27 protein-coding genes are annotated in these 23,035 nt (G+C 70.9%); 14 read left to right on the forward strand and 13 right to left on the reverse strand.

The window, feature by feature from the left end; translation table 11 throughout:
* Positions 1–16 precede the first annotated feature (16 nt).
* The gene (locus BMZ92_RS12225; protein ID WP_091506326.1) at positions 17–865 is read left to right on the forward strand and encodes an aminodeoxychorismate lyase; all 849 of its coding nucleotides are present in this window, start codon (positions 17–19) and stop codon (positions 863–865) included.
* Here BMZ92_RS12225 and BMZ92_RS12230 read toward each other — a convergent pair.
* The 4 genes from BMZ92_RS12230 to BMZ92_RS12245 all read right to left on the reverse strand — a co-directional run bounded on the left by BMZ92_RS12230 (position 856) and on the right by BMZ92_RS12245 (position 4,386).
* Positions 856–1,707, reverse strand: coding sequence for a 5-oxoprolinase subunit C family protein (locus tag BMZ92_RS12230; RefSeq protein ID WP_245783022.1), 852 nt, complete (start codon positions 1,705–1,707; stop codon positions 856–858). The genes BMZ92_RS12225 and BMZ92_RS12230 overlap by 10 nt on opposite strands.
* Positions 1,704–2,315: a 5-oxoprolinase subunit PxpB gene (gene pxpB, locus BMZ92_RS12235; RefSeq protein WP_091506329.1), complete on the reverse strand. Its 612-nt coding sequence runs from the start codon at positions 2,313–2,315 to the stop codon at positions 1,704–1,706. The genes BMZ92_RS12230 and pxpB overlap by 4 nt, the downstream gene beginning before the upstream one ends.
* Complete coding sequence (locus BMZ92_RS12240) at positions 2,315–2,929, reverse strand: heme-binding beta-barrel domain-containing protein (RefSeq protein ID WP_091506332.1); 615 nt, start codon at positions 2,927–2,929, stop codon at positions 2,315–2,317. The genes pxpB and BMZ92_RS12240 overlap by 1 nt, the downstream gene beginning before the upstream one ends.
* Positions 2,930–3,066: 137 nt before the next feature.
* Positions 3,067–4,386, reverse strand: coding sequence for a DHA2 family efflux MFS transporter permease subunit (locus tag BMZ92_RS12245; RefSeq protein WP_091506347.1), 1,320 nt, complete (start codon positions 4,384–4,386; stop codon positions 3,067–3,069).
* 45 nt (positions 4,387–4,431) lie between these two features.
* Between BMZ92_RS12245 and BMZ92_RS12250 the strand changes: the two genes are divergently transcribed.
* Positions 4,432–4,848, forward strand: a complete 417-nt coding sequence (locus BMZ92_RS12250) for a MerR family transcriptional regulator (RefSeq protein ID WP_091506349.1) — start codon at positions 4,432–4,434, stop codon at positions 4,846–4,848.
* A 3-nt stretch (positions 4,849–4,851) separates the two neighbouring features.
* Here the strand turns inward: BMZ92_RS12250 and BMZ92_RS12255 are convergent, their stop codons facing one another.
* The 5 genes from BMZ92_RS12255 to BMZ92_RS12275 form a co-directional block, all read right to left on the reverse strand.
* Positions 4,852–5,160, reverse strand: coding sequence for a DUF1416 domain-containing protein (locus BMZ92_RS12255; RefSeq protein WP_091506352.1), 309 nt, complete (start codon positions 5,158–5,160; stop codon positions 4,852–4,854).
* A 2-nt stretch (positions 5,161–5,162) separates the two neighbouring features.
* The gene (locus BMZ92_RS12260) at positions 5,163–6,002 is read right to left on the reverse strand and encodes a sulfurtransferase (protein WP_091506354.1); all 840 of its coding nucleotides are present in this window, start codon (positions 6,000–6,002) and stop codon (positions 5,163–5,165) included.
* A 38-nt stretch (positions 6,003–6,040) separates the two neighbouring features.
* Positions 6,041–6,478, reverse strand: coding sequence for a DUF4395 domain-containing protein (locus BMZ92_RS12265; RefSeq protein WP_091506356.1), 438 nt, complete (start codon positions 6,476–6,478; stop codon positions 6,041–6,043).
* Between the two features lie 205 nt (positions 6,479–6,683).
* A complete protein-coding gene (locus BMZ92_RS12270) occupies positions 6,684–7,124 on the reverse strand; it encodes a TlpA family protein disulfide reductase (protein WP_091506359.1) in 441 nt (146 codons plus the stop codon).
* Between the two features lie 4 nt (positions 7,125–7,128).
* Complete coding sequence (locus BMZ92_RS12275; protein ID WP_245783023.1) at positions 7,129–7,968, reverse strand: LmeA family phospholipid-binding protein; 840 nt, start codon at positions 7,966–7,968, stop codon at positions 7,129–7,131.
* Positions 7,969–8,178: 210 nt separating this feature from the next.
* On the opposite strand from BMZ92_RS12275, the gene BMZ92_RS12280 reads away from it, so the two are divergent.
* The 8 genes from BMZ92_RS12280 to BMZ92_RS12315 all read left to right on the forward strand — a co-directional run bounded on the left by BMZ92_RS12280 (position 8,179) and on the right by BMZ92_RS12315 (position 15,770).
* On the forward strand, positions 8,179–8,931 hold the full coding sequence (locus BMZ92_RS12280; RefSeq protein WP_091506361.1) for a response regulator transcription factor: 753 nt from the start codon (positions 8,179–8,181) through the stop codon (positions 8,929–8,931).
* Positions 8,932–8,944: 13 nt separating this feature from the next.
* Positions 8,945–9,844 (forward strand): mycothiol synthase, encoded by a 900-nt coding sequence (gene mshD / locus BMZ92_RS12285; protein WP_091506363.1) that lies wholly within the window; start codon positions 8,945–8,947, stop codon positions 9,842–9,844.
* Positions 9,845–10,054: 210 nt separating this feature from the next.
* Positions 10,055–11,182, forward strand: coding sequence for a phosphate ABC transporter substrate-binding protein PstS (gene pstS / locus BMZ92_RS12290; protein ID WP_091506365.1), 1,128 nt, complete (start codon positions 10,055–10,057; stop codon positions 11,180–11,182).
* Between the two features lie 132 nt (positions 11,183–11,314).
* Complete coding sequence (gene pstC, locus BMZ92_RS12295; RefSeq protein ID WP_091506367.1) at positions 11,315–12,259, forward strand: phosphate ABC transporter permease subunit PstC; 945 nt, start codon at positions 11,315–11,317, stop codon at positions 12,257–12,259.
* A gap of 3 nt (positions 12,260–12,262) precedes the next feature.
* Entirely contained in the window at positions 12,263–13,189 is a 927-nt protein-coding gene (gene pstA / locus BMZ92_RS12300; RefSeq protein ID WP_091506369.1) for a phosphate ABC transporter permease PstA, read from the forward strand.
* Between the two features lie 11 nt (positions 13,190–13,200).
* Entirely contained in the window at positions 13,201–13,977 is a 777-nt protein-coding gene (gene pstB, locus BMZ92_RS12305; protein ID WP_091506371.1) for a phosphate ABC transporter ATP-binding protein PstB, read from the forward strand.
* Positions 13,978–14,241: 264 nt separating this feature from the next.
* Entirely contained in the window at positions 14,242–15,135 is an 894-nt protein-coding gene (locus BMZ92_RS12310; RefSeq protein WP_245783040.1) for an EamA family transporter, read from the forward strand.
* The gene (locus BMZ92_RS12315) at positions 15,132–15,770 is read left to right on the forward strand and encodes a GTP pyrophosphokinase (RefSeq protein WP_091506376.1); all 639 of its coding nucleotides are present in this window, start codon (positions 15,132–15,134) and stop codon (positions 15,768–15,770) included. Before BMZ92_RS12310 ends, BMZ92_RS12315 begins: the two co-directional genes overlap by 4 nt.
* A 220-nt stretch (positions 15,771–15,990) precedes the next feature.
* On the opposite strand, the gene BMZ92_RS12320 is transcribed toward BMZ92_RS12315, so the two are convergent.
* Entirely contained in the window at positions 15,991–16,557 is a 567-nt protein-coding gene (locus BMZ92_RS12320) for a TetR/AcrR family transcriptional regulator (RefSeq protein ID WP_177228655.1), read from the reverse strand.
* 110 nt (positions 16,558–16,667) lie between these two features.
* Here BMZ92_RS12320 and budC point away from each other — a divergent pair, with 110 nt between their 5' ends.
* Both budC and BMZ92_RS12330 read left to right on the forward strand, forming a co-directional pair.
* Positions 16,668–17,429, forward strand: coding sequence for a meso-2,3-butanediol dehydrogenase (budC, locus tag BMZ92_RS12325; RefSeq protein WP_091506381.1), 762 nt, complete (start codon positions 16,668–16,670; stop codon positions 17,427–17,429).
* Positions 17,430–17,440: 11 nt separating this feature from the next.
* A complete protein-coding gene (locus BMZ92_RS12330; RefSeq protein WP_091506384.1) occupies positions 17,441–18,403 on the forward strand; it encodes an alpha/beta hydrolase fold domain-containing protein in 963 nt (320 codons plus the stop codon).
* 5 nt (positions 18,404–18,408) lie between these two features.
* Here the strand turns inward: BMZ92_RS12330 and BMZ92_RS12335 are convergent, their stop codons facing one another.
* The 3 genes from BMZ92_RS12335 to BMZ92_RS12345 are packed head-to-tail and all read right to left on the reverse strand — an operon-like array spanning position 18,409 to position 21,352.
* Entirely contained in the window at positions 18,409–19,014 is a 606-nt protein-coding gene (locus BMZ92_RS12335) for a DAK2 domain-containing protein (protein ID WP_091506387.1), read from the reverse strand.
* Positions 19,014–20,027: a dihydroxyacetone kinase subunit DhaK gene (locus BMZ92_RS12340; RefSeq protein ID WP_091506388.1), complete on the reverse strand. Its 1,014-nt coding sequence runs from the start codon at positions 20,025–20,027 to the stop codon at positions 19,014–19,016. The genes BMZ92_RS12335 and BMZ92_RS12340 overlap by 1 nt, the downstream gene beginning before the upstream one ends.
* Positions 20,027–21,352: an MFS transporter gene (locus tag BMZ92_RS12345; RefSeq protein ID WP_091506391.1), complete on the reverse strand. Its 1,326-nt coding sequence runs from the start codon at positions 21,350–21,352 to the stop codon at positions 20,027–20,029. The genes BMZ92_RS12340 and BMZ92_RS12345 overlap by 1 nt, the downstream gene beginning before the upstream one ends.
* 89 nt (positions 21,353–21,441) lie before the next feature.
* On the opposite strand from BMZ92_RS12345, the gene BMZ92_RS12350 reads away from it, so the two are divergent.
* Together BMZ92_RS12350 and BMZ92_RS12355 are read left to right on the forward strand one after the other, a co-directional pair.
* A complete protein-coding gene (locus tag BMZ92_RS12350; RefSeq protein ID WP_091506394.1) occupies positions 21,442–22,329 on the forward strand; it encodes a dihydrodipicolinate synthase family protein in 888 nt (295 codons plus the stop codon).
* A gap of 24 nt (positions 22,330–22,353) precedes the next feature.
* Entirely contained in the window at positions 22,354–23,028 is a 675-nt protein-coding gene (locus BMZ92_RS12355; protein WP_091506396.1) for a GntR family transcriptional regulator, read from the forward strand.
* The last annotated feature ends 7 nt before the right edge of the window (positions 23,029–23,035 follow it).

Consider the following 23,035-nt stretch of genomic DNA (forward strand, 5'->3'; position numbering starts at 1 on the left):
TGAGTACGGTGACCCCATGCGCGTACTCGCTTTCCTCGACGGAACCCTCGCGAACCCGGAGGACCCGCACATCCGGGTCGACGACCTGAGCGTCCAGCGCGGCGACGGCATCTTCGAGACCGTGCTCGCCGTCGGCGGGCAGCCGCGGGAGCTGCGGCCGCACCTCGACCGGCTGGCCCGCTCCGCGTCGATGCTCGACCTGCCGGAGCCGGACGACGCGGCGTTCGAGCGCACGGTCCGGCTGGTGTTGGACAACTGGACCGGCGGGGACGAGTGCGCGATCAAGCTGGTCTACAGCCGCGGTGTCGACGGTGATCCCGAGACCAAACCCACCGCGTTCGTGCTGGCCATCCCGATCGGCGAGAAGATCAAACAGGCCCGCGCCGAGGGTGTTTCCGTCGTGACGCTGGAGCGCGGCATCGACCCGGGGCTGGCCGAGCGCGCGCCGTGGTTGCTGCTGGGCGCGAAGTCCCTGTCCTACGCGGTCAACATGGCCGCCGGGCGCGAGGCGGCCCGCCGTGGCGCGGACGACGTGGTGTTCCTGGCGACGGACGGGTCGGTGCTCGAAGGCCCGACGTCGAACGTGATCATCGCGCGTGGCCGCACGCTGTACACGCCGCCGGCGACGATCGGCATCCTGCCCGGCACGACACAGGCCGCGGTGTTCCGCGGCGCCGAACGGGCGGGCTGGACGACCAAGATCGAACCCCTGACGGCGGAGGACCTGCGGGACAACGACGGGCTGTTCCTGGCGTCGTCCGTGCGGAAGCTGACCAGGGTGCACACGCTCGACGGCGAGCGACTGCCGGACTCCGGCGCGGTGCACGCGGAGCTGGCGAAGGCGTACGAGGACGTCTACGCCTGAGCCCGGAAGCGCACGGTGGTGCCGGGGCGCGCCTGCGCGAGGGCGGGCAGCGCCCCCGGCGCCACGACCCCGATGACCGGGTACCCCCCGGTCGTCGGGTGATCGGCGAGGAACACGACGGGCAGTCCGCTGGGCGGCACCTGGATCGCACCGGTGATCAGGCCTTCGCTCGGCAGCTCGCCCTCACGCGCACGCCGCAGCGGGGCGCCGTCGAGACGCAGGCCCACCCGGTTTGACTCCGGCGTGACGGTCCACGGCACGGCCAGCTGTGCTGCCGGTTCGGGGAACCAGTCGTCGCGCGGGCCCAGGTGCACGGGCACCACCAGCTCCTCCGGCGGCCGCAGCGCGGCCAGCTCGTCCTCGCCGGTGGGGATGCCCCGCGCTTCGCCCAGCGGCAGCACGTCCCCGGCCTTCAGCGGCTCGGGTCCGATGCCCGACAGCACGTCACGGGAACGGCTGCCCAGCTCGGGTTCGACCGCGATACCGCCGGAAACCGCCAGGTAGCACCGAAGTCCGGCGGAGAGCGGCGAAACTTCCAGCCGCTGCCCGGCGGTCAGGTGCACAGGCGTGTGGGAACCGACCTCACGGCCGTCGACGGCCACCCGCACCGGCGGGCCGGTCACCGCGACCGTGCACGAGGAACCCGCGCGCACGACCAGCCCGCCGAGCAGCGACTCGATCCCGGCGCAGCCCTCGTCGTTGCCGACCAGCCGGTTCGCCAGCCGCAGCGCGGGCACGTCGAGCGCGCCGGACGGCGGCACGCCGAGGTGTGCGTGGCCCGGCCTGCCGAGGTCCTCGACGAGCGCGGCGGGGCCCGGCTCGACGATCTCGATCGTCCTCACGACGCGCTCCGGAAGCGCACGCGGTCGCCGGGCGCGAGCAACGCGGGGCGCTCCGCACGCGGGTCGAACAACACGGTTTCGGTGTGCCCCAGCAATCGCCAGCCCCCGGGGGACGAGCGCGGGTAGACCCCGGTGAACTCGCCCGCCAGACCCACGGATCCGGCGGGCACCTTCGTCCTCGGAGTGTCCAAACGCGACTGCCGCAGGGGCTCGGGCAGCCCGGTGAGGTACGCGAAACCCGGCGCGAAACCCGTGAACGCCACGGTGTACTCGGCGCTCGTGTGCAGGCGGACGACCTCCTCGACGGAGATGCCAGCGGTTTCGGCGACCAGCGGCAGGTCCTCGCCCTCGTAGTGCACGACCAGCTCGACCTCACGCGGGTCGGCGCTCGGCGGGTGCGCCAGGTCCGCGGCCTCGACCGCCTGCCGCGCCTCCTGCAGCGCCCCGGTCCCCGGTCGCGCGACGACCAGCACCGAGCGGGCGCCCGGCACGATCTCGACGACGTCCGGCAGCCGCGCGGCGGCGACGGTCGCCCTGACCGCGCTCATCTCGCTCAGCGAACCGCACTCGACGAGCGCGGCGTGCGGCCCGTAGGGCAGCCAGCGCACTAGCCGACCACGCGCCGCAGGTAGGCGGAAACGTGCGGCTGCATCGGCTCGCCCACCATGGCCCGCTCCTCGACGTACCCGAGGTCGCCGTTGTTGACCAGGCCGTACAGCCGCTGCGCGCCGGTGACCTCCTTGGCGCTGGCCGTGCGGACCACCGCGTCGGTGCCCAGCTCCCACGAGGTCTGGTTGCGCGGCTTGCCGTAGAAGATCTCCATGATGCCGCTGGAGTGCGTGAGCAGCAGCTCGATCGTGTCGTCGGCCTGCGGGCGCCACCAGCCGACCTCGCGGGCGGCGGGACGGATCACCGCGCCCTCGTCGTCGAGCAGCCACGAGCGCGATTCGTGGTAGAGGAACGGCCTGCCGTCGTGCGCGATCGTGAGCTGCTGGGCGAAGCGGACCGGCTTCTCCATCGTGGAGTAGTTGATCTCGCCCTCGCCGCGCCACACGCCGACCAGCGGCAGCAGCGCGAGGCAGGCGTCGTTGAGGTTCGGGCCCTGGCGCAGGTTCGCGGTGTCACCGGGGATCGGCAGGTCCTCGAACTGGGGCAGGTTGCGGTCGCGGGTACTCGCCGCCCGCTCCTCGGCGGCTTGGATCGCTTCGTCGCCGCTGCTCATGGCCTCGTCTCAGCGCTGGTCGGCGTACAGCCGGTAGATGACGTAGATCGTGAACCACACGACGGCGACACCGGCGAGCACCAGCAGGGTCGTAAAGAGAGCTTCCACGTCGAGCAGAATAACCCGCTGCCTTTCGCTCAGCCTGCCCGCACCGTGGTGGCGAGCGCCACGGTGACGATCGCGCTCGCCACGCCGGCGATCACGAACCCGGCGGCGAAGTCCGCGGTCGCCGACGCCACGGTGCCGAGGACCGCGATGCCGAGCGCGGTCCCCGTCTGCCGGGCCGTGTTCACGGTCGCCGACGCGATCCCCGACCGCTCACGCGGCGCCGCCCCGATCGCGGCGAGGTTGGTGGGCGGCAGCGCGAGCCCCATCCCCGCGCCGAGCAGGACGAACAGGACCACGAGCACCGGGTACGACGTCGAGGCGTCCAGCACCGGCAGCACCAGCAGCGCCACCGTGCACAGCGCGTACCCGCCCAGCAGGCTCACCCGGTGCGGCAGGCGCCCGGTGAGGACCGAGGCCAGCGCCGTCGCCGACATCATCGGCAGGAACCACAGCCCCGCCTCGGTGGCCGACACGCCCCGCACGGTCTGCAGGTAGAGCGAGAGCAGGAAATATCCGCCGTAGGACGCCGCGCCGAGCACGAAGGAAGCGACGTTGACGACCGAGAAGGCCGCACGGCGGAACAACGCGACCGGCAGCATCGGCCGCGGCGACCGCCGTTCCACCGCGACGAACGCGGCGAGGCAGAGCAGCCCGGCGGCCAGGCAGCACAGCACCGTGGCATCCGCCCAGCCCGCGTGCCCCGCTTCGATCACGGCGTAGACGACCAGCCCCGTCCACGCGACGGCGAGCACCTGCCCCGCCGGGTCCAGCGCCGTGTGCTCGGGGTCGGCCGACTCCTCGATGGCCCGGCGGCCGGCGACGAGCGCGACGACGCCCAACGGCAGGTTGAGCAGGAAGATGCTGCGCCAGCCGAACGCGTCGGTCAGCGGGCCGCCCAGCAGCGGTCCGACGACGAACCCGAGGCCACCGACCAGACCGCCGATCCCGAGCATCCGGGCCCGCTCACGGGGATCCGGGAACGCCTGCGCGATGAGGGAGAGCCCGCCGGGCACGAGCACCGAGGCACCCGCGCCCTGCAGCACCCGTGCGGCGACGAGCCAGCCCGTGTCCGGGGCGAGCGCGCAACCCGCCGAGGCGAGCGTGAACACCACCAGGCCGGCGAGGAACGCCTTCTTGCGGCCGTAGCGGTCGCCCAGCGCGCCGCCGGTGAGCATGACCGTCGCGAGCGCCACCACGTACCCGTCGAGCACCCACTGGAGGCCGGCCAGCGAGCCGCCGATCGAGGGCAGTGCGAGCGTGACGACGCTCGCGTCCAGCATGGCCATGAACGTCGCGAGCAGGACGGCGACGAGCATCGCCTTCTTGGTAACGGTTTTCGTTCCAGTCATGCCGACAGCCTGGAGGCTCAAGCCGGCTTGAGGTCAACTGGACGCATGTGGTCCATCGGTGAGGTTGCCGCGAAGCTCGGGCTCGCGGTGTCGGCCCTGCGCTACTGGGACGAGCGCGGCCTCGTGCGCCCGGTCGGACGCCGGGCGGGCAAACGCGTCTACGGCGAGCCGGAGCTGCACCGGCTCGCCGTCGCGAAGCTGTTGCAGGACACGGGTTTGCTGAGCCTGGACGAGATCTCCGCGCTCCTGCACGGGCCCGGCCGCGGCGAGGACTGGCGCGCCGCCGTCCGGGGGCGCCTCGACACGGTCCGCGAGCAGCAGGCCGTCCTCGACCGGGCGGCGGACTTCCTCGAGCACTTCCTGGACTGCCCCCGCGAGGACCCGGTGGCCTCGTGCCCGGAACTGCGGGCGCTCACGGAAAAAGGCCACCGGCGCCGCGGCGCCGGTGGCCTTTCCCGATGATCGTCAGGCGACCGAGATGGCCACCTGGTGCAGGCCGGGACCCTCCGCCGTCACGGAGGCCTCACCGTTGCCCGCGCGGTGCAGCGCACGCACCTTCCAGTCGCCGGGCGCGGCGTAGAACCGGAAGTCGCCCTCCGGGGAGGCCTGGACCTCGCCCGCGAAGTCGCCGTCACCGTTGAGCAGGCGCACGTACGCGCCGCCCAGCGGGCCGTCGTTGCCGATCACCTTGCCGGCCACCACGACCTGGCCCTGGGTGTCGATGTCCGCGGGCGTCGCCGTCTGGACCGGCGCGCCGCAACCGTCAGCACTCATCGTCACTTCCCCGTTCCGGTCTCGATCGGCACGCCGACGAGCGAGCCGTACTCCGTCCACGAACCGTCGTAGTTCTTCACGTCCGGCAGGCCCAGCAGCTCGTGCAGCGCGAACCAGGTGTGGCTGGAGCGCTCGCCGATGCGGCAGTAGGCGATGGTCGCCTTGGACGTGTCCAGCCCCGCCTCGCTGTACAGCTCCTTCAGCTCCTCGGCGGACTTGAAGGTGCCGTCCTCGTTGGCGGTCTTGGCCCACGGCACGTTCAGCGCCGACGGGATGTGGCCGCCGCGCTGCGCCGACTCCTGCGGCAGGTGCGCCGGGGCCAGCAGCTTGCCGGAGAACTCGTCGGGCGAGCGCACGTCGACCAGGTTCTTCGTGCCGATCGCGTCGACGACCTCGTCGCGGAAGGCGCGGATCGAGGTGTCCGGCTCCTTCGCGGTGTACGTGGTGCGCTCGCGCTTGACCTCGTCGGTGGTCAGCTCGCGGCCGTCGAGCTCCCACTTCTTGCGGCCGCCGTCGAGCAGCTTGACCTTGTCGTGGCCGTAGAGCTTGAAGTACCAGTACGCGTACGCGGCGAACCAGTTGTTGTTGCCGCCGTACAGGACCACCAGGTCGTCGTTCGAGATGCCCTTCTCGGACAGCAGCGCCTCGAAACCGGCGCGGTCCACGAAGTCGCGGCGCACCGGGTCCTGCAGCTCGGTCTTCCAGTCGATCTTGACGGCACCGCGGATGTGGCCACCGTCGTAGGCGGTCGTGTCCTCGTCCACCTCGGCGAAGACCACGCCGGGGGTGTCCAGGTTCTCCTCGGCCCACTGCGTCGTGACCAGGACGTCTTCACGGCTCATTTGAGCGGACTCTCTTTCTTCTTCTCTTGGGTGGACTGTTAGGACGCTTGACGGGCCGACGGGGCGACCCGCCGGAACAGCAGGTACACCTCGCAGCCGAGGCAGAAGTTGAACGCCGCGTTCAGGAACGCCGCGAGCAGGGCGAACGCCGTCGCGACGATGCCCAGCACGGTCACCCCCGACGCGTAACCGATCGTGCCGACCAGCGCGAACACGAACCCGACGGTCTGCGCGAACCGCAGCGGCGCCGCGTCCTCGCGCTCGCTCGTCGGAGCCAGCCGCGGCGCGACGAGGTAGCGGTAGAGGACCGAGTACGGCGCGGGTTTGAGGCCGACGAACGCACCGATCGCGAACACGACCGTCTGCGCCGCGAGCAGCGGCCACCAGCCGGTGACCAGCACGACGGCGAGGACGACGGTGGTGACGGCGGCGGCGAACCGCGGACCGCGGGGATCGACTGCTGGGCCTGCTGACATCGGACCTCCCGGACGAGCGCGCACGCGCGCGAGTGGAACGGACTGCGGAACCGGGGGTGGACGAGCCGCTTCAGGCGGGACTCGTCGTCAGAAGTGACACAGGCTGCTGCGCACGCGGCAGAGGTCCACCGCGCGACGTTGCGTCAGCAGGGTCGTCGTCACGCCGTTCAGAGTACCCAGCGCGTCCTCCTGCTGGGAACCACGTTCACTGGGTGGGACGGCTTGACGCGGCGGGAAGGTGCTCTTCCAGGGCTTCCAGCACCGCGGGGCCCTTGGGCACCCCGCTGATGCGGAGCAGCTCCTTCCCAGCGGGTGAGAAGGCGAGCGTGGTCGGGGTGCGCAGCACGCCGAGCGCCTGCGCGACCTCCGGCTGGTCCGTCACGTCCAGCTCGACGTGACGCAGGCCGTCCGTGCGCTCCGCGAGCGGCTCCAGCACGGCCTTCGTGTGGCGGCACGGCGCGCAGAACGTGGTGGAGATCTGCACGAGGGTGACCGCGGCGTCCGGGTCGAGCGCGTCCGCGACCGGGCCGGGCAGCGCCCGCTCGGTCTCCTTCGCGGCCCCGATCCGGCCGTTGCGCGCCTTGAGCACCGCCCCGGCGACCCCGCCGAGCACCAGTACCCCCAGCACGACCCAGACGCCGACCATCAGCTCACCTTCCCGCCGTGGCCCCGCTGAACTTCACGTTCTTCGCCTCGCCCTTGATCGTCACCGAACCGCTGTTCACCTGGACCGCCGTCGGGGTCACCTCGAACGGCAGGCTGCCGGTGTCGATGCTCGCCTTGAACTCGGGCAGCAGAGCCTTCTGCACTGACTGGGGAACGACCGTCGTCTCCTTGTCATTCCCGTACTGCAGCCGTTCCGGCACGATGTCGATCTGCGTGCCGTGCAGCTCGATGAGCGCGAAGCAGAAGATCTCCAGCTCCTGCCCGGCGATCTGGACGGTGCCGGAGACCCGGATGCCCGCCCTCGACTTGTCCTGCTCCTCGGCCTGCCGCGTCTCCTGGTCGGTGCTGTCCTGCCCGGTGCGCACGTACTCGATGCTCGACGGTTCGATGCGCAGGTCCTGGATCTTGGTCAGCGGGTCGATCCGCGCCAGGTCGCTGGCCTTGATCGTGACCTGCGCCTCCAGCTGCCCGATGGTGATCGCGTCGGTGTTGCCGTTCACCAGGTCCGACAGCGGCGCGGCGACGTCCCTGAGCTCGGCGTTGACGCCGACGTCCTGCAGGTCCTTGATCGGCACGCCGGACGCGGACAGCGAGATGTGGCGGTAGTCCCCGCCCAGCGCCTGCGTGGTGAAGGGGAACCCGTGGATCGTCACGGACGGGTCGTCGGTCAGCTGCAGCTGCTCGCGCGCCTTCTGCGACACCGTGTGCTCCGCGAACGCCGCGAGCCCGAAGTCGGCCCCGACCAGCAGTGCGGCCAGCACGACGAGGCTGATGACGATCCGGCGCGCCCGCCGGCCGCGGCGGTTGCCCGCGGCCGGTGACACGGTGCGATCCTGGGTTCCAGGCCTGCTCACTCTACGTATCCGATCTGTCGGAAGACTGCTCTTCGCGCCACTCGACGATATGGGTCCCCAGTGTGACGTCAGTGTGACGAGCACGGCAGGGGGGAGGTGTTCCGGCTGTTCGCCGGTTACTCTTGTCGAACACCGACCGGGGGCGCCCAAGGCTACGATCTATCAGAAGGCGGTGCGGCGATGAGCCTGGACCTGCTCGTTCTCACTCCGGAGGCGGACGCCACCTCAGTGCTGCCGGCCCTGGACCTGCTGCCCCACACCGTACGCGTGCGGGCACCGGAAGTCACAGCACTCCTGGATGCCGGGCACCGCGACGTGATCCTGCTGGACGCGCGCACCGATCTCGCCTCGGCCAAGAGCCTGTGCCGGCTGCTCAAGGGCACCGGCGAGGAGGAGGCGGGCACCCCGATCATCGCCGTCGTCGGCGAGGGCGGGCTGGTCGCGGTCAGCGCCGAGTGGCGCACCGACGACATCCTGCTGCCCACCGCGGGCCCCGCCGAGGTGGACGCCCGGCTGCGGCTGGCCACCACGCGGGACGGCGGGGCGACCCAGGTCGACGCCGAGCTGCGGGTCGGCGAGCTGGTCATCGACGAGGCGACCTACACCGCGCGGCTGCGCCGGCGCACGCTCGAACTGACCTACAAGGAGTTCGAGCTGCTCAAGTACCTCGCCCAGCACGCGGGCCGCGTGTTCACGCGCGCCCAGCTGCTGCAGGAGGTCTGGGGCTACGACTTCTTCGGTGGCACGCGGACGGTCGACGTGCACGTCCGGCGGCTGCGCGCGAAGCTCGGCCCCGAGCACGAGCAGATGATCGGCACCGTACGCAACGTCGGCTACAAGTTCGAGCGGCCCGCGAAGGGCGCGCCGAAGCCGGGTGTCGCGTCGCTGTCGTTCGACGCCACGGACCTGCCGAGCGAGGTCTCCGCGCAGTAGTAGCGTCGGACCCGTGCTGAACCTGGTGTGGGCCGACGAACTCGACGAAACCGCCGTGCGCGAGGTGCGTGAGCTGCTGCTCGCCGCCCGCCGGGCCGACGGGCGCCCGGAGGTCGACGCCGAGGGCCCGCTGCCCGGCGAGTTCTCCGGTGGTCTGCACCTGCTGGGCCGTCTCGACGGCCGGCTGGCGGGCTACGCGCACCTCGACACCGCGGGCGACTCGTTCGGCCGCCAGGTGGCGGAGCTGATCGTCCACCCGGAGCTGCGGCGGCGCGGCGTGGGCACCCGGCTGACCGAAGCGCTCGTCGCCAAGGCGGGCACGGCGGAGCTGCGCGTGTGGGCGCACGGCGACCACCCGGCGGCGGCCAGGATCGCCGGGCACGTGGGCCTGCGCCGGGCACGTGAACTGCTGGTGCTGCACACCGAGGTCCGCGACTGGCCGGAACCGTCGTTGCCCGGAGGCGTCGCGTTGCGCACGTTCGTGCCGGGGCAGGACGAGCAGGCCGTCATCGACGTCAACGCCCGCGCCTTCGACTGGCACCCCGAGCAGGGCGCGCTGACCGTCGCCGAGCTGCGCGCCACCGAGGCCGAGGACTGGTTCGACCCGGCCGGTTTCTTCCTCGCCGAGCGTGACGGGCGGGTCATCGGCTTCCACTGGACGAAGGTGCACCCGGCCGATCCGAACCAGTTCGACGGCGAGCCCGTCGGGGAGGTCTACGTCGTCGGTGTCGACCCGGCGGCGCAGGGCGGTGGACTGGGCAAGGCGCTGACGCTGGCCGGGCTGCGCCACCTGAGGGACCGCGGGCTCAAGCACGTCATCCTCTACGTCGAAGGTGACAATGCGCCAGCACTCGCGGTGTACCAGCGGCTCGGGTTCACCCGGTTCGCTGTAGATGTCCAATACGGACGGTGACCGCATCGCGGAGCGGGTTAACGCCACGCCAACGAGCCGTCACGGTCGGCAAACCCGCTGGTCACAGCTAGGACACGAGAGCCCAGCGGTGGTGCACACCACGCGGTTCCGGCCCCCTTGTTCACTTTGCATTCACCTGTTCACGGCCACCCGGCCACCCTGTCTGCCTAGTGTCCGTTTCGGAATGCTCAGACAGCGGAGGACATGACAGTGAAGATTCTGCGGCCCATGGGCGCCGTCGGCATCGTGGCGAGTGCGGCCCTCGTCCTCGCGGCGTGCGGCTCTGACCCGGCGGCGAACAACAGCGGCGCCCAGACCTCCGGCGCGGCCACCGCCCCGACCGGCACCGCGCAGGTGGCCTGCGGCGGCAAGACCCCCCTCTCCGGAGAGGGCTCGACCGCCCAGAAGACCGCGATGGACGTCTTCGCCCAGCAGTACGCCAAGGCGTGCTCGGGCCAGGTCGTCAACTACAACGCGACCGGCTCCGGCGCCGGCGTGCGGCAGTTCAACGCCAAACAGGTCGACTTCGGCGGTTCGGACTCGGCGCTGTCGGGCGCCGACGTGGACGCGGCGAAGACCCGCTGCGACGGCAACCCGGCGTGGAACCTGCCGATGGTCGTCGGCCCGATCGCGATCGCCTACAAGCTGGACGGCGTCCCCTCGCTGACCCTGACCGGCGAGCTCGCCGCCAAGATCTTCAACGGTCAGATCAAGACCTGGGACGATCCCGCGCTCAAGGCGGCCAACCCCGGCGTGAACCTGCCCAGCAAGCCGATCCAGGTGGTCTCGCGCTCGGACGAGTCGGGCACGACCGACAACTTCCAGCACTACCTGGCCGCCGCCGGCAAGGGCGCGTGGACCCAGGGCACCGGCAAGGCCTTCAAGGGCGGCGTCGGCAACGGTGCGGCCCAGTCGAACGGCGTGGCTTCGGCCGTCCGCGCGGCCGACGGCGCGATCGGCTACGTCGAGTCCTCCTACGTCAAGGACGGCCTGACCGCGGCGAAGATCGACAGTGGCTCCGGCGCGGTCGAGCTGACCCCGTCCAACGTCGGCAAGGCGCTCGACGCGGCCGTGTTCAAGGCGCCCGGCACCAACGACCTGGCGATGGACCTCGACAAGATCTACGCCGCCAACACCCCGGGTGCGTACCCGCTGCTGCTGGCGACCTACGAGATCGTCTGCTCGAAGGGCTACGACGCCGAGACCACCAAGGCGCTCAAGGCGTTCCTGACGGTCGCGGCCACCACGGCGCAGCAGCCGATCGCGGACAAGGGCTTCGTGCCGCTGCCGCAGAGCCTGCAGGACAAGGTGCTGACCGCGGTCAACGCCATCTCCTGAGGTACTCCGGCCACCAGGACCGAAGAAAAACTCGATGAGCGAGGCAATCGCGACGCGGACGCCCACCGGTGACCCCGGTGGGCGTCCATCGTCGTCCCTAGACCCCCGGAGGCCACGATTTCGGCGCAACCAGTGACTCAGAGCCGGACCAAGGTCCGGCCGGGCGATCGCATCTTCAAGAACCTGACCACGGGCGCCGGCGTCCTCGTCGTGGCGCTGATCGGGCTGATCGGCATCTTCCTGCTGGTGCAGGCCATCCCCGCGCTGTCCGCGGACAACGTCAACTTCCTGACCGCGCGCGTCTGGGAGACCGGTGACCCGAGCAACCTGCGGTTCGGCATCCTGGACCTGCTGCTGGTCACGATCTACAGCTCGATCGTGGCGCTGGTGTTCGCGATGCCGATCTCGCTGGGCATCGCGTTGTTCCTGACGCAGTACGCGCCGCGCCGGCTCGCCCGGCCCTTCGCGTACATCATCGACCTGCTCGCCGCGGTGCCGTCGATCATCTTCGGTCTGTGGGGGATCCTCGTGCTCGCGCCGGTGCTCTCGCCGGTCTCCCAGTGGATCAACGACGTCTTCGGGTTCATCCCCATCTTCGGCACCGGCAACGTGTACCCGAACTTCTCGGGCACGATCTTCACCGCGGGCATCGTGCTCGCGGTGATGCTGCTGCCGATCATCACGTCGCTGTCCCGCGAGGTGTTCGAGCGCACCCCGGTCGCGCACATCGAGGGCGCGCTGGCGCTCGGCGCGACCCGGTGGGAGGTCATCCGCACCACGGTGCTGCCGTTCGGCAAGGCCGGGTACATCGGCGCCTCGATGCTGGGCCTCGGCCGTGCGCTCGGCGAGACCATCGCCGTCACGGTGATCCTGTTCATCCCGCGGGGCGGGCACTTCGACTGGTCGATCTTCGACGGTGGCGCGACGTTCGCCTCGCAGATCGCCACCAACGCGAGCGAGTTCAACAACCCGACGTCGGCGGGGGCGTACATCGCGTCCGGTCTGGTGTTGTTCGTGCTCACCTTCGCGGTGAACTTCGCCGCGCGGGCGATCATCGGCGACAAGAAGGGCGACTGAGGCATGACGAGCACGCTCTCCGAGACCGAGCGGCCGGCACTGTCCCCGGCCTTCCAGCAGATCAGCCTCGGGCGGAAGGTCCGCAACGGCCTGGCCACGGTGCTGGTCTGGCTGTCGTTCCTGATCGCCGTGGTACCGCTCGTGTGGGTGCTCTACACGGTGATCGCGAACGGCATCAAGCGCATCCCCTACTCGAACTGGTGGTCCCAGGACTTCGGCTCGGTCCTGTCCGACGAGGTCGGCGGCGGCGTGCTGCACGCCATCATCGGCACGCTGGAACAGGGACTGGTGTGCGCGGTCATCGCGGTCCCGCTCGGCCTGCTGGTCGCGATCTACCTGGTCGAGTACGGCCGGGGCGGCAGGCTGGCCAAGATCACCACGTTCATGGTCGACATCCTCTCCGGTGTCCCGTCGATCGTGGCCGCGCTGTTCATCTACGCGCTGTGGATCACCACGCTGGGCCTGCCGCGCAGCGGGTTCGCCGTGTCGCTGGCGCTGGTGCTGCTGATGATCCCGGTGGTCGTGCGGTCGGCGGAGGAGATGCTCCGCATCGTCCCCGACGACCTGCGTGAGGCCTCGTACGCGCTGGGCGTGCCGAAGTGGAAGACGATCATGAAGATCGTGCTGCCCACGGCGTTGTCCGGCATCATCTCCGGCATCATGATGGCGCTCGCCAGGGTCATGGGCGAGACCGCTCCGCTGCTGGTGCTGGTGGGGTACTCGGCCTACGTGAACTGGGACCTGTTCAACCACGAGCAGGCCGCCCTGCCGCTGCTGATGAACAACGAGCGGGCGACCAACAGCATGGAACCCGGCAGCGTCGGGTTCGACCGCATCTGGGGTGCCGCGCTGACGCTGGTCCTCATCATCGCCCTGATCAACCTCGTCGCCACGGTGGTCTCCCGCCTGGTCGCACCGAAGAAGAAGTGAGCTGATCCGCCATGGCAAAGCGAATCGACGTCAAGGATCTGAACATCTACTACGGCAAGTTCCACGCCGTGGACAACGTCACGCTGTCGGTGCCGCCGCGGAGCGTCACGGCGTTCATCGGTCCGTCGGGCTGCGGCAAGTCGACCGTGCTGCGCACGCTCAACCGGATGCACGAGGTGATCCCCGGCGCCCGGGTGGACGGCGAGGTCCTGCTGGACGGGGAGAACATCTACGCGGCGAACGTGGACCCGGTGCAGGTGCGCCGCACGATCGGCATGGTGTTCCAGCGCCCCAACCCGTTCCCCACGATGTCCATCCGGGACAACGTGGTGGCGGGGCTGAAGCTCGCCGGCACGAAGAACCGCAAGCAGCTCGACGAGATCGCCGAGCGGGCGCTGCGGGGCGCGAACCTGTGGAACGAGGTCAAGGACCGGCTGAACAAGCCGGGCGGCGGCCTGTCCGGCGGGCAGCAGCAGCGCCTGTGCATCGCCCGCGCCATCGCCGTGCGGCCGGACGTGCTGCTGATGGACGAGCCGTGCTCGGCGCTGGACCCGATCTCGACGCTCGCGATCGAGGACCTGATCGGTGAGCTGAAGAAGGACTACACGATCGTCATCGTCACGCACAACATGCAGCAGGCCGCTCGCGTGAGCGACCAGACGGCGTTCTTCAACCTCGCCGGCATCGGCCAGCCCGGGCGGCTGGTCGAGCTGAACGACACGGAGAAGATCTTCTCCAACCCCAACGAGAAGGCCACCGAGGACTACATCTCGGGCCGCTTCGGCTGAGCCGATGGGAAAGGCCCCTGGAACCGTTGGGCACTCACGGTTCCAGGGGCCTTTTCACGTTCGGTGGCCGGTACGGCGGTCGCCTCTCGGCGAAAGGTCCGAACAGGGCTCCAGCCGGGCTGGTATTCCCTGACGGCGAAATGGTGAGGCCCGGGGGACACGGACCGCACCGACCGCCTCGTACAACCACGGGTGCGGGAGGGATATTCCGGTGCGGGAACTGTCGTACCCCCCGGCTACCGTCGTGGTGTGGTTTCGGTGAACGTGAACGAATTCGGCAATCCAGTGCCGCGGGCGCGGCCGCTCGCGATCGCGGCCCGGGCGCTGGGCGCGGTACCGCCGCCGCTGCAGATCCTGGTGGGGATCGTCAGCGTGCAGGTGGGCGCGTCGCTGGCGAAACAGCTCTTCACGGTCGCCGGTGCCGCGGGCACCGTCGCCCTGCGGTTGTTCTTCGCCGCGCTGGTGCTGCTGCTCGTGTGGCGGCCCGCGGTGCGGCTCGGCCGCCGCGGGTGGCCGGTGGTGCTCGCGTACGGCGTCGTGCTCGGGTTGATGAACCTCAGCTTCTACCAGGCGCTCGCCCGCATCCCGCAGGGCATCGCGGTCACCATCGAGTTCCTCGGCCCGCTCGCGGTGGCGCTGGCCGGGTCCCGCCGCCTGGTCGACGCGCTGTGGGCGTTGCTCGCCGCGGGTGGGGTGGTGCTGCTCGCCGAGACGCGGGGCGACCTGTCGCTGGCCGGCCTGCTGTTCGCGCTCGCGGCCGGCGCGTGCTGGGGCCTGTACATCCTGCTCAGCGCGGCGCTCGGGAAGCGCACGACGGAGGGCAACGGGCTCGCGCTCGGCATGGCCGTCGCCGCGATGGTCGCGATGCCGGTCGGTGTCGTGGAGACGGGCGCGAAACTGCTGTCGCCGTGGATCCTGGTCATCGGGCTCGCGGTGGCGCTGCTGTCGTCGGTGATCCCGTACTCGCTGGAGCTGGAGGCGCTGCGCCGCATCCCGCCGCGGGTGTTCGGCGTGCTGATGAGCCTCGAACCGGCGGTCGCCGCGCTGGCCGGGCTCGTCGTGCTCGGCGAATCCCTGCACCCGCCGCAGTGGGTCGCGTTGTGCTGCGTCGTCGCCGCCTCGATAGGGGCCACGCGCTCGCATAAGCTGGCGGGGTGACCGTCCTCGACGACCTCGACCAACCCCATGCCGCCGCGGTGCTGCGTGACCTGCGCCGGGAGCTGATGGTCTACAAGTTTGCGGTCGACGAGCTGATGACGAAGCTGCGCATCCTGTCCGAGGAGTTCGACTTCGCCCACCAGCACGACCCGATCGAGCACATCACCAGCCGGGTCAAGCAGCCCGAGGCGATCCTGCGCAAGCTCCAGCGCAAGGGGCACGCACCGGGCATCGAAGCGATCCGCGAGCACATCGAGGACGTCGCCGGGATCCGCGTGGTGTGCCCGTTCGTGCCGGACGTGTACATGGTCGCGCGGATGCTCGGGCAGCAGGACGACGTGGAGATCGTCCGCACGAAGGACTACATCGCCGAGCCGAAGCCCAACGGGTACCGCAGCCTCCACCTGATCGTGCGCATCCCGGTGTTCCTGTCCGACCGGGTCGAGAAGGTCAAGGTCGAGATCCAGATGCGCACGATCGCGATGGACTTCTGGGCCGCCGTGGAGCACGAGCTGTTCTACAAGTACGACGGCGAAGCCCCTGACGACTTCGCCGAGGAACTCCGCGCCGCCGCGGTCACGGCCGCCGATCTCGATAGCCGGATGACCGCGCTCCACCAGCGCATCCGCCGGTAGCGCGTGGGTTGTGCCCCAGTCGCGCACCGCCCGGCGGAGCAGCTTCTCGGTCAGGTATCCATTCGACGATGATTCCTGCCGCTCGTCTTTCGGCATCGCCGTAGCCGCCTGAGGTACGTCCGAGAGACGACCGGCTCCAGCGGGCCGACCAGCGAACGTCGGGAGTTCAGTCGGGGTAGAACTCCAACAGTCAGTGTCGAACCGTTGGGCATGCGGCCCGTCACTTCAGCGCGTTCGCGGCCAGCCGCAGGTCGGTGAAGGCGCGGTCGAGGTGGGTGTGCAGGTCGTCGGTGCGGTCGGCGCCCCAGCGGCGGACGGCGATCGCGTACGTGTCCATGCCCACCTGGGCGCACAGGGCCGCGAGCGGACCGGCGACGCCGCGGGCCACGAGTGCGTCGGTGAGGGCCGCGACCAGTGCCGCGGTCTTGGCCAGCGCCCGTTCCTGCAGGGCTGGGGTGGCGGCGATGACCGGCGCGCGCCGTTCGGTGACGGGGAGGTTGCGTTCGATCAGCGGCACGGCCTGGTGGAACGCGGCGCGCAGGGTGGGCAGCGGTTTGGTGCCGGCGGGCACCGCCGCGACCGCGCCGGTGAGCAGGTCCCGCAGCTCCGCCTCACCGTCGAAGAAGACCTCGCGCTTGTCGGCGAAGTGGCGGAAGAACGTTCGCTCGGTGACCCCGGCGCGGGCCGCGATGTCCCCCGCGGTGGTCTTGTCGTAGCCGCGCTCCAGGTACAGCTCGAGCGCCGCCTCCTGGAGCCGCAGCCGCACTTCTTCCCCGTTCCGTGGCACGGTTCCGACCCTACCTCAGCGACAGTCGCTGTCACTACCTTGCGTCAGTGACTGTCGATCTGTACCGTCAGTTTCTGACAGTTCTGAGTCAGTAACTGACAGGGGAATCCATGGAACAACGCTTCACCGGCAGGACGGTCGTCGTCACCGGCGCCAGCTCCGGCATCGGCGCCGGGATCGCCCGCCGGTTCGCGGCCGAAGGGGCCAACCTCGTCCTTGCCGCACGGCGCGAGGACCGGCTGAAGGCGCTCGCCGCCGAAATCGGGGCCGACCGCGCGCTCCCGGTCGCCACCGACGTGACCAGCCAGGACGACGTCCAGGCGATGATCGACGCCGGTGCGGGCCGCTTCGGCGGCATCGACGTCCTGGTGTCCAACGCCGGGTTCGGCCTCGCGAAGGACTTCGAGGAGACCACGCCCGCGGACTGGCGGCTGATCATGGTCACCGACGTCGACAGCTGCTTCTTCGGCGCGCAGGCGGCGCTGCCGCACCTGAAGGAGAGCCGCGGCAGCATCGTCCAGATCGCCTCCGCGTCCGGCCTCGGCGGCGACCGGCGCCTCACCGCCTACAACACGGCCAAGGGTGCGGTCGTCAACCTCACCCGCGGGCTCGCGTTCGACCTCGGCCGGTTCGGGATCCGCGTGAACACCGTCGCCCCGGCGCTGACACTCGAAGAGGGCGTGGCGGCGGAGTACGCGGGGCTGGTCGAAGCCTTCAACCAGCGCCGGGCGCTCACCGGTTTCAGCACCCCGGCCGACGTCGCCGCCGCGGTCGCCTTCCTGGCCTCGCCCGACGCCCGGTTCGTCACCGGCACCACCCTGCCCGTGGACGGCGGCATCACCGCCGGCAGCGGGCAGCCCTCCGTCTTCTGAAAGGACCTCCCATGCCCGGCGCCCACGACGCGCTCGACCCCGAACTCGCCACCGCGTTCGCCGCACTGCCCAAGGCCGCGAACGGCACCCTGCTCCAACTCTCCGACATCGCCGGCCTGCGCGCGCAGCACCGTGCGGCACTCGCCCAGCGGCCGCCGACCCCACCCGACCCGCGGATCACGATCGAAAGCCTGCGGATCCCCAGGGACGACCGGACCGAGCTGGAGGTGGTCCTGTACCGCCCGTCCGGCGCCGAAGGCATCCTCCCGGCGCTGGTCTGGTTCCACGCCGGCGCCCAGGTCCTGGGCGACAACGCCCGCGACGACGACGCCTACCACACGACGCTGGCGCTGGAGCTCGACTGCGTCCTGGCCGCCGTCGTCTACCGGCTCGCGCCGGAAACGCAGGCTCCCGGCGCCGCCGAGGACGGCTACCTGGCCTACACCCACCTCGTCGAGCACGCCGCCGAACACCGGATCGACCCGCGGCGGATCGCGCTCGCCGGGGCCAGTGGCGGCGGAGCGCCCGCGGCCGCCACCGCGCTCATGGTGCGCGACCGGGGCGCCCAGCCGCCGTGCTCGCTGTCGCTGCTCTACCCGATGCTCGACGACCGCCTCGAAGCGCCGTCGATCTCCGAGGCCGGCTCCGAAGTGGTCTTCGCCCGCCCGGACATCGGGCTCGCCTGGGCCGCGGTCCTGGGCGAGCGGTTCGGCACGGACGACGTGCACCCGTACTCAGCCCCCGGCCGGGCCACCGACCTCACGGGCCTGCCGGACACCTTCGTCGCGCTCGCCCAGTTCGACCTGCTGCGGGACGAAGGCCTCGACTTCGCCCGCGGGCTGATCGCCGCCGGGGTACCGGTGGACCTGCACGTCTACGCCCGTGCCTTCCACGCCTGGGACCGCTTCGCACCGGCGTCGGCGCTGACCCGCTCCTTCGAACGGACCTGGCACACGTTCCTCCGCCGCTGGTAAGGGTTTCAGCCCAGCGGGGAGGGGAGGTCGGCGTCCGGCTCCGCCACCGTCGCGACCGCCCAGAACAGCAGGGCGATCCCCACAGCGCCCGGGTCCGGCTCGCCCTTGACCCGCTCGCCGACGTAGCTCGCCCGGCCCATCCGCGCCCGCAGTTCACCGGTGCGGGCCGCGCCTTCGGCCGCCGCCTTCGCCGCCGTGGCGAAGCCCCCGGACTCGAGGGCCTCGACGGCCGGGGCGAGCGCGTCGACCAGCGTCCGGTCGCCGACCTGCGCCTCCCCGACCCGCTGGATCGCGGCGAGCCCGGCGGCGGCGCCCGCCCGGAACGCCGCCACCGGCTCGGCCTCGCGGTCCAGTGCGTGCGCCAGCTCGGTGAACAACAGGCCCAGCAACGGGCCGCTGGTGCCGCCGACCTCGTCGAGGAACACCTCCCCGAGCGCGCCGAACGCGCTGCTCCCGCCGGCGTCGAACCGCGCGACGGCCTCGCGGACGCCACCGCGCAGGTTGTCACCGAAGTCGCCGTCCCCGCTGCGCTGGTCGAGCCTGGTCAGCTCGCCGTGTGCGTCCTCCACCACCTGCGCGAACCGGCGCAGCACGCTCTCCTGGTCGAACATCACGCGGTCTCCTCGGTCGTCCTTGGGAAGGCCGGGGTGATCGCCGGCGCCGCCCACCACTGCCGCCATTCCGGCTGGAGCCTGGTCAGGGTCAGCGAAAACCCGGCCATGTCGAGCGCCGGGACGAACGTGCCGACAAGCCCACCCGCCTGGCGCAGCCCACGTCGTTCAAGGCCTGCGGCGACGAGGTCCTGCAGCACGTACAGCTCCAGCAACGTGGTCCCGCCCAGCCCGTTGACCACGACGACCACGTCGTCCGGCCCCTCGGGCAGGCCCGCCACGAGCTGGTCCAGCAGCTGCTCGACCAGCTCCTCCAGCGGCGGCCGGGGCACCGTCTTCTGCGCCCGCTCGCCGTGGATGCCCACGCCGAACTCCAGCTCACCGGCGTCGAGCGCGAAGGACGGTTCACCGGTGTGCGGCGAGGTTTGCGCCCGCGAAGCGACGGCGAGACTGCGCGACGCCGCCGCGAACTCCGCACCCAGCGAGGCCAGTTCGTCCAGCCCGAGCCCGGTGTCGGCGGCCGCCCCGAGCAGTTTCTCCACGACGACCGTCGCACCCGTGCCACGCCGCCCGGTGGCGGTCTCGGCCGACTCCGTGGCGAGGTCGTCGTCCACCAGCACGCGGCGGACCTCGATGCCTTCCAGGCGCAGCCGCTCCGCCGCGATGCCGAAGTTGATCCGGTCGCCCGTGTAGTTCTTCACCACGTGGATCACGCCGTCGGGCCCCGCGGCCTTGCGACTGGCCTCCAGCACCTGCTTGTTGTGCGGCGAGGCGAAGATCTTGCCCGGCGCCACCGCGTCGAGCATCCCGCGGCCGAGGAACCCGGCGTGCAGCGGCTCGTGCCCGGACCCGCCGCCCGACACGAGCCCGACGCGGCGGCCCGGGTTCCGGTGCCGCGCCACGAGGTGCGCCGGCTTCTCGTGCAGCTCCACGAGGTCCGCGTGCGCGCGGGCGAACCCGCGCAGCGCCGCCGGGACGGGATCACCGTCGGCGGGGTGGAAGGGCAGGGGCATCAGACGTTCTCCTTGGACAGGTTCTCCGCCGTGGGCGAGTACCGCGCTTCTCCCCACTTCAGGCGGCTCGCGGCGAGCGAGGACAACACGGCGATCCCGATCGCGTAGACCACCAGCCAGGTCCAGTGCCCGCCGCCCGCGGCGAGCAGCGCCGTACCGAGCAGCGGGGCGAGCCCGCCGCCGAGCGTCGCGCCGACCTGCTGCGTGACCGAGAGGCCGGTGTAGCGCACCGCGACGGGGTACAGGTTGGCGAACAGCGCGGCCTGCGCGCCGTACATCGCCCCGTGCCCGATCCCCAGGCCGAGGGTCGTGGCCAGGATCATCAGCGGCAGGTTACCCGTGGCGATCATGAGGAAGAACGGAATCGCCAGTACCACCTGGAAGAGTGCACCGCCGATGTAGACCTTGCGCCGCCCGATCCGGTCCGACAGCGCCCCGAACAGCGGCAACGTCAGGCATTCCACGGCACACGCGACGAGCACGGCCAGCAGCGCCGGACCGCGCGGGTGACCCAGTTCCGTGGTGACGTAGGCGATCGCGACCACGTAGTAGACGTTGAACAGCCCGCTCTCGGCGATCTTCGCGATGATCGACAGGACGACGCGCCCGGCGTGGTTGCCGAACAGCTCCTTCACCGGCAGCGTGCGCACCTCGCGCTCGGCCCGCGCCTTGACGAACTCCGGGCTTTCGCTGACCCGCGTGCGGATGTACACGCCGAGCAGGATCAGCACGATGCTGGCCAGGAACGGCAGCCGCCACGCCCACGACTCGTACGCGCCCTCGGGCAACGCGGCGTCGAGCAGCGTCACGAGGCCGACGGGCAGCAGCACCCCGGCGGGCGTTCCGATGTGGACCAGCGACGTGTAGAACCCCTGCTTCTTCGCGGGGCTGTATTCGAGCGCCATCAGCACGCCGCCGCCGTACTCGCCGCCCATGCCGACGCCTTGCAGGAGGCGGATCACGACGAGCAGGATCGGCGCCCAGATCCCGATGGTCTCGTAGGAGGGCAGCAGGCCGACGGCGAACGTGCCACCGCCCATCAGGATCATCGTGGTGATCAGGACGGTCTTGCGGCCCAGCTTGTCGCCGTAGTGGCCGAAGACCAGCCCGCCGAGCGGGCGCGCGAGGTACCCGACGAAGAACGTGGCGAACGCGGCGAGCGTGCCGACGATCGCGTTCCCGGCGGGGAAGAAGATCTTGTTGAACACGAGCGCGGCGGTCGTCGCGTACAGCGTGAAGTCGTAGTACTCGACCGTCGTGCCCAGGGCGCTGGCCCACACGACTCTCTTGACGGGGGTCCCGTCCGCTTTCCCTGGAGCAGTCATCGGCACTTCCTCGTACCCGGTGGTCATCTGGCTGACGAGGCGCTAATGTATCAGATACTAGATTTCAAACAAGCCTCAGAAGGGAAGCCATGAAGGACGTGGCGTTGCACGGGATGATCTCGACGGTCGTCACCCCGTTCGATGAGAACGACCAGGTCGACCTCGGCCTGCTGCGTGGCGAGGTCAAGTACCTGCTCGACCAGGGCGTCACGGCGATCTGCGCGTGTGGCAGCACCGGGGAGGGGCAGACGCTCTCGCTGGAGGAGAGCAAGGCGATCTGCGAGGTCGTCGTCGACGAGGTCGCGGGCCGCGTCCCGGTCATCGGCGGCGTCATCCAGAACTCCACCGCGCAGGCGATCCGGTACTCCCTCGCGCTGAAGGAGGCCGGGGTCGACGCGCTGCAGGTGACGCCCGTGCACTACGTCTTCGCGCCCTCGGCCGAGGAGACCGTGGAGCACTACCGCCTCGTCGGCGAGGCCACCGACCTGCCGATCGTGCTGTACAACGTCGTGCCGTGGGCGCTCGTCCCCGTCGACGTCATCGAGAAGCTGGCGGCCGTGCCCCAGGTCGTCGCCGTCAAGCAGTCCGGTGGCGACATGCACCTGCTCGTCGACCTGCTGGCGCGGGTGCGGGACCGGTTCACGATCCTCGCGGCGCTGGACGACCTGCACTACCCGGCGTTCGTGCTGGGCGCGCACGGGGCGCTCGCCGCGATCCCGACCGTGACGCCGAAGCTGTCGGTGGAGCTGTGGGACGCGGTGCAGGCCGGCGACCACAAGACCGCGCTGGAGCTGCACGAGCGCATCCTCACCGTGTGGCGCGCGATCGACGGCCCCAACCTGCCCGCGACGCTCAAGGCCGCGCTCCAGCTGCAGGGCCGCGACGGCGGGCTGCCGCGCAAGCCGTTCGCCCCGGCCACCGAGGAGGACCGGGAGCGTATCGCCGCCGCCCTCCGCTCGGCTAACCTGATCGACTAGACGTCACACATCTGTGGGGAAGCCGTGGCCGGAAAATCCGCACTCGTCGTCGAATCACTCGCCGACCAGCTCTACCGCATCCTGTGCGACCGGATCGTCACCGGCGTGTTCGCCCCGGGTTCGCGGCTCGACCCGCAGGTCATCGCGCAGGAGTTCGGCGTCTCGCGGACCCCGGTGCGGGACGCGCTGGCCCGGCTCGAACACGACCAGCTGATCGAGACGCGGCCGCGCTCCGGCACGTTCGTGGCGCGGCCCGGGGTGCAGGACGTGCGGGAAGTCTGCCAGCTGCGCAAGGGAATCGAGTGGGTCGCGACCGGGCTCGCCACGGAACTCATGCCGGACTCGCTGATCGCCGACCTGCGCGCCGAGGCCGTGGAAGCGCTTTCCGCGTTGGACAAAGGGGATTTCGAGCCCTTCTTCGCCAGCGACTTCCGCATCCACCGGGAGATCGTGGCGGCCACCGGCAACGAACGGCTCGTGCGCGCCCGCGGGTCCGTCGAGCCGTTCGTCGCGTGGCTGCGGATCCTCGGCGCGACCGGACCGCACCGGGCCCGCGGCTCCACGGAACGGCACCTGCAGATCCTCGACGCCATGGCGGCGCGGAACGCCGCCGCCGCACAGGAAGCGGCCGCGGTCCACCTCGACGAGGTCGAGGAGTGGACCGTGGCCGACATGAACTCGCACGCGATCTCGACCTGAGCAGCCG

It is taken from the genome of Amycolatopsis sacchari, assembly GCF_900114035.1.
In the GTDB taxonomy this organism is placed as follows: Bacteria; Actinomycetota; Actinomycetes; order Mycobacteriales; family Pseudonocardiaceae; genus Amycolatopsis_E; species Amycolatopsis_E sacchari.

Bases quoted from the DNA above. Each gene is read 5' to 3' on its own strand.
- BMZ92_RS12255 (WP_091506352.1), bottom strand. From the start codon at position 5,160: ATGAGTGCTGACGGTTGCGGCGCGCCGGTCCAGACGGCGACGCCCGCG.
- BMZ92_RS12345 (WP_091506391.1), bottom strand. From the start codon at position 21,352: ATGACTGCTCCAGGGAAAGCGGACGGGACCCCCGTCAAGAGAGTCGTG.
- pstB (WP_091506371.1), top strand. From the start codon at position 13,201: ATGGCAAAGCGAATCGACGTCAAGGATCTGAACATCTACTACGGCAAG.
- BMZ92_RS12340 (WP_091506388.1), bottom strand. From the start codon at position 20,027: ATGCCCCTGCCCTTCCACCCCGCCGACGGTGATCCCGTCCCGGCGGCG.
- BMZ92_RS12260 (WP_091506354.1), bottom strand. From the start codon at position 6,002: ATGAGCCGTGAAGACGTCCTGGTCACGACGCAGTGGGCCGAGGAGAAC.
- BMZ92_RS12335 (WP_091506387.1), bottom strand. From the start codon at position 19,014: ATGTTCGACCAGGAGAGCGTGCTGCGCCGGTTCGCGCAGGTGGTGGAG.
- budC (WP_091506381.1), top strand. From the start codon at position 16,668: ATGGAACAACGCTTCACCGGCAGGACGGTCGTCGTCACCGGCGCCAGC.
- BMZ92_RS12330 (WP_091506384.1), top strand. From the start codon at position 17,441: ATGCCCGGCGCCCACGACGCGCTCGACCCCGAACTCGCCACCGCGTTC.
- BMZ92_RS12350 (WP_091506394.1), top strand. From the start codon at position 21,442: ATGAAGGACGTGGCGTTGCACGGGATGATCTCGACGGTCGTCACCCCG.
- BMZ92_RS12270 (WP_091506359.1), bottom strand. From the start codon at position 7,124: ATGGTCGGCGTCTGGGTCGTGCTGGGGGTACTGGTGCTCGGCGGGGTC.
- BMZ92_RS12245 (WP_091506347.1), bottom strand. From the start codon at position 4,386: ATGACTGGAACGAAAACCGTTACCAAGAAGGCGATGCTCGTCGCCGTC.
- BMZ92_RS12265 (WP_091506356.1), bottom strand. From the start codon at position 6,478: ATGTCAGCAGGCCCAGCAGTCGATCCCCGCGGTCCGCGGTTCGCCGCC.
- BMZ92_RS12225 (WP_091506326.1), top strand. From the start codon at position 17: ATGCGCGTACTCGCTTTCCTCGACGGAACCCTCGCGAACCCGGAGGAC.
- pstA (WP_091506369.1), top strand. From the start codon at position 12,263: ATGACGAGCACGCTCTCCGAGACCGAGCGGCCGGCACTGTCCCCGGCC.
- BMZ92_RS12250 (WP_091506349.1), top strand. From the start codon at position 4,432: ATGTGGTCCATCGGTGAGGTTGCCGCGAAGCTCGGGCTCGCGGTGTCG.
- BMZ92_RS12240 (WP_091506332.1), bottom strand. From the start codon at position 2,929: ATGAGCAGCGGCGACGAAGCGATCCAAGCCGCCGAGGAGCGGGCGGCG.
- BMZ92_RS12280 (WP_091506361.1), top strand. From the start codon at position 8,179: ATGAGCCTGGACCTGCTCGTTCTCACTCCGGAGGCGGACGCCACCTCA.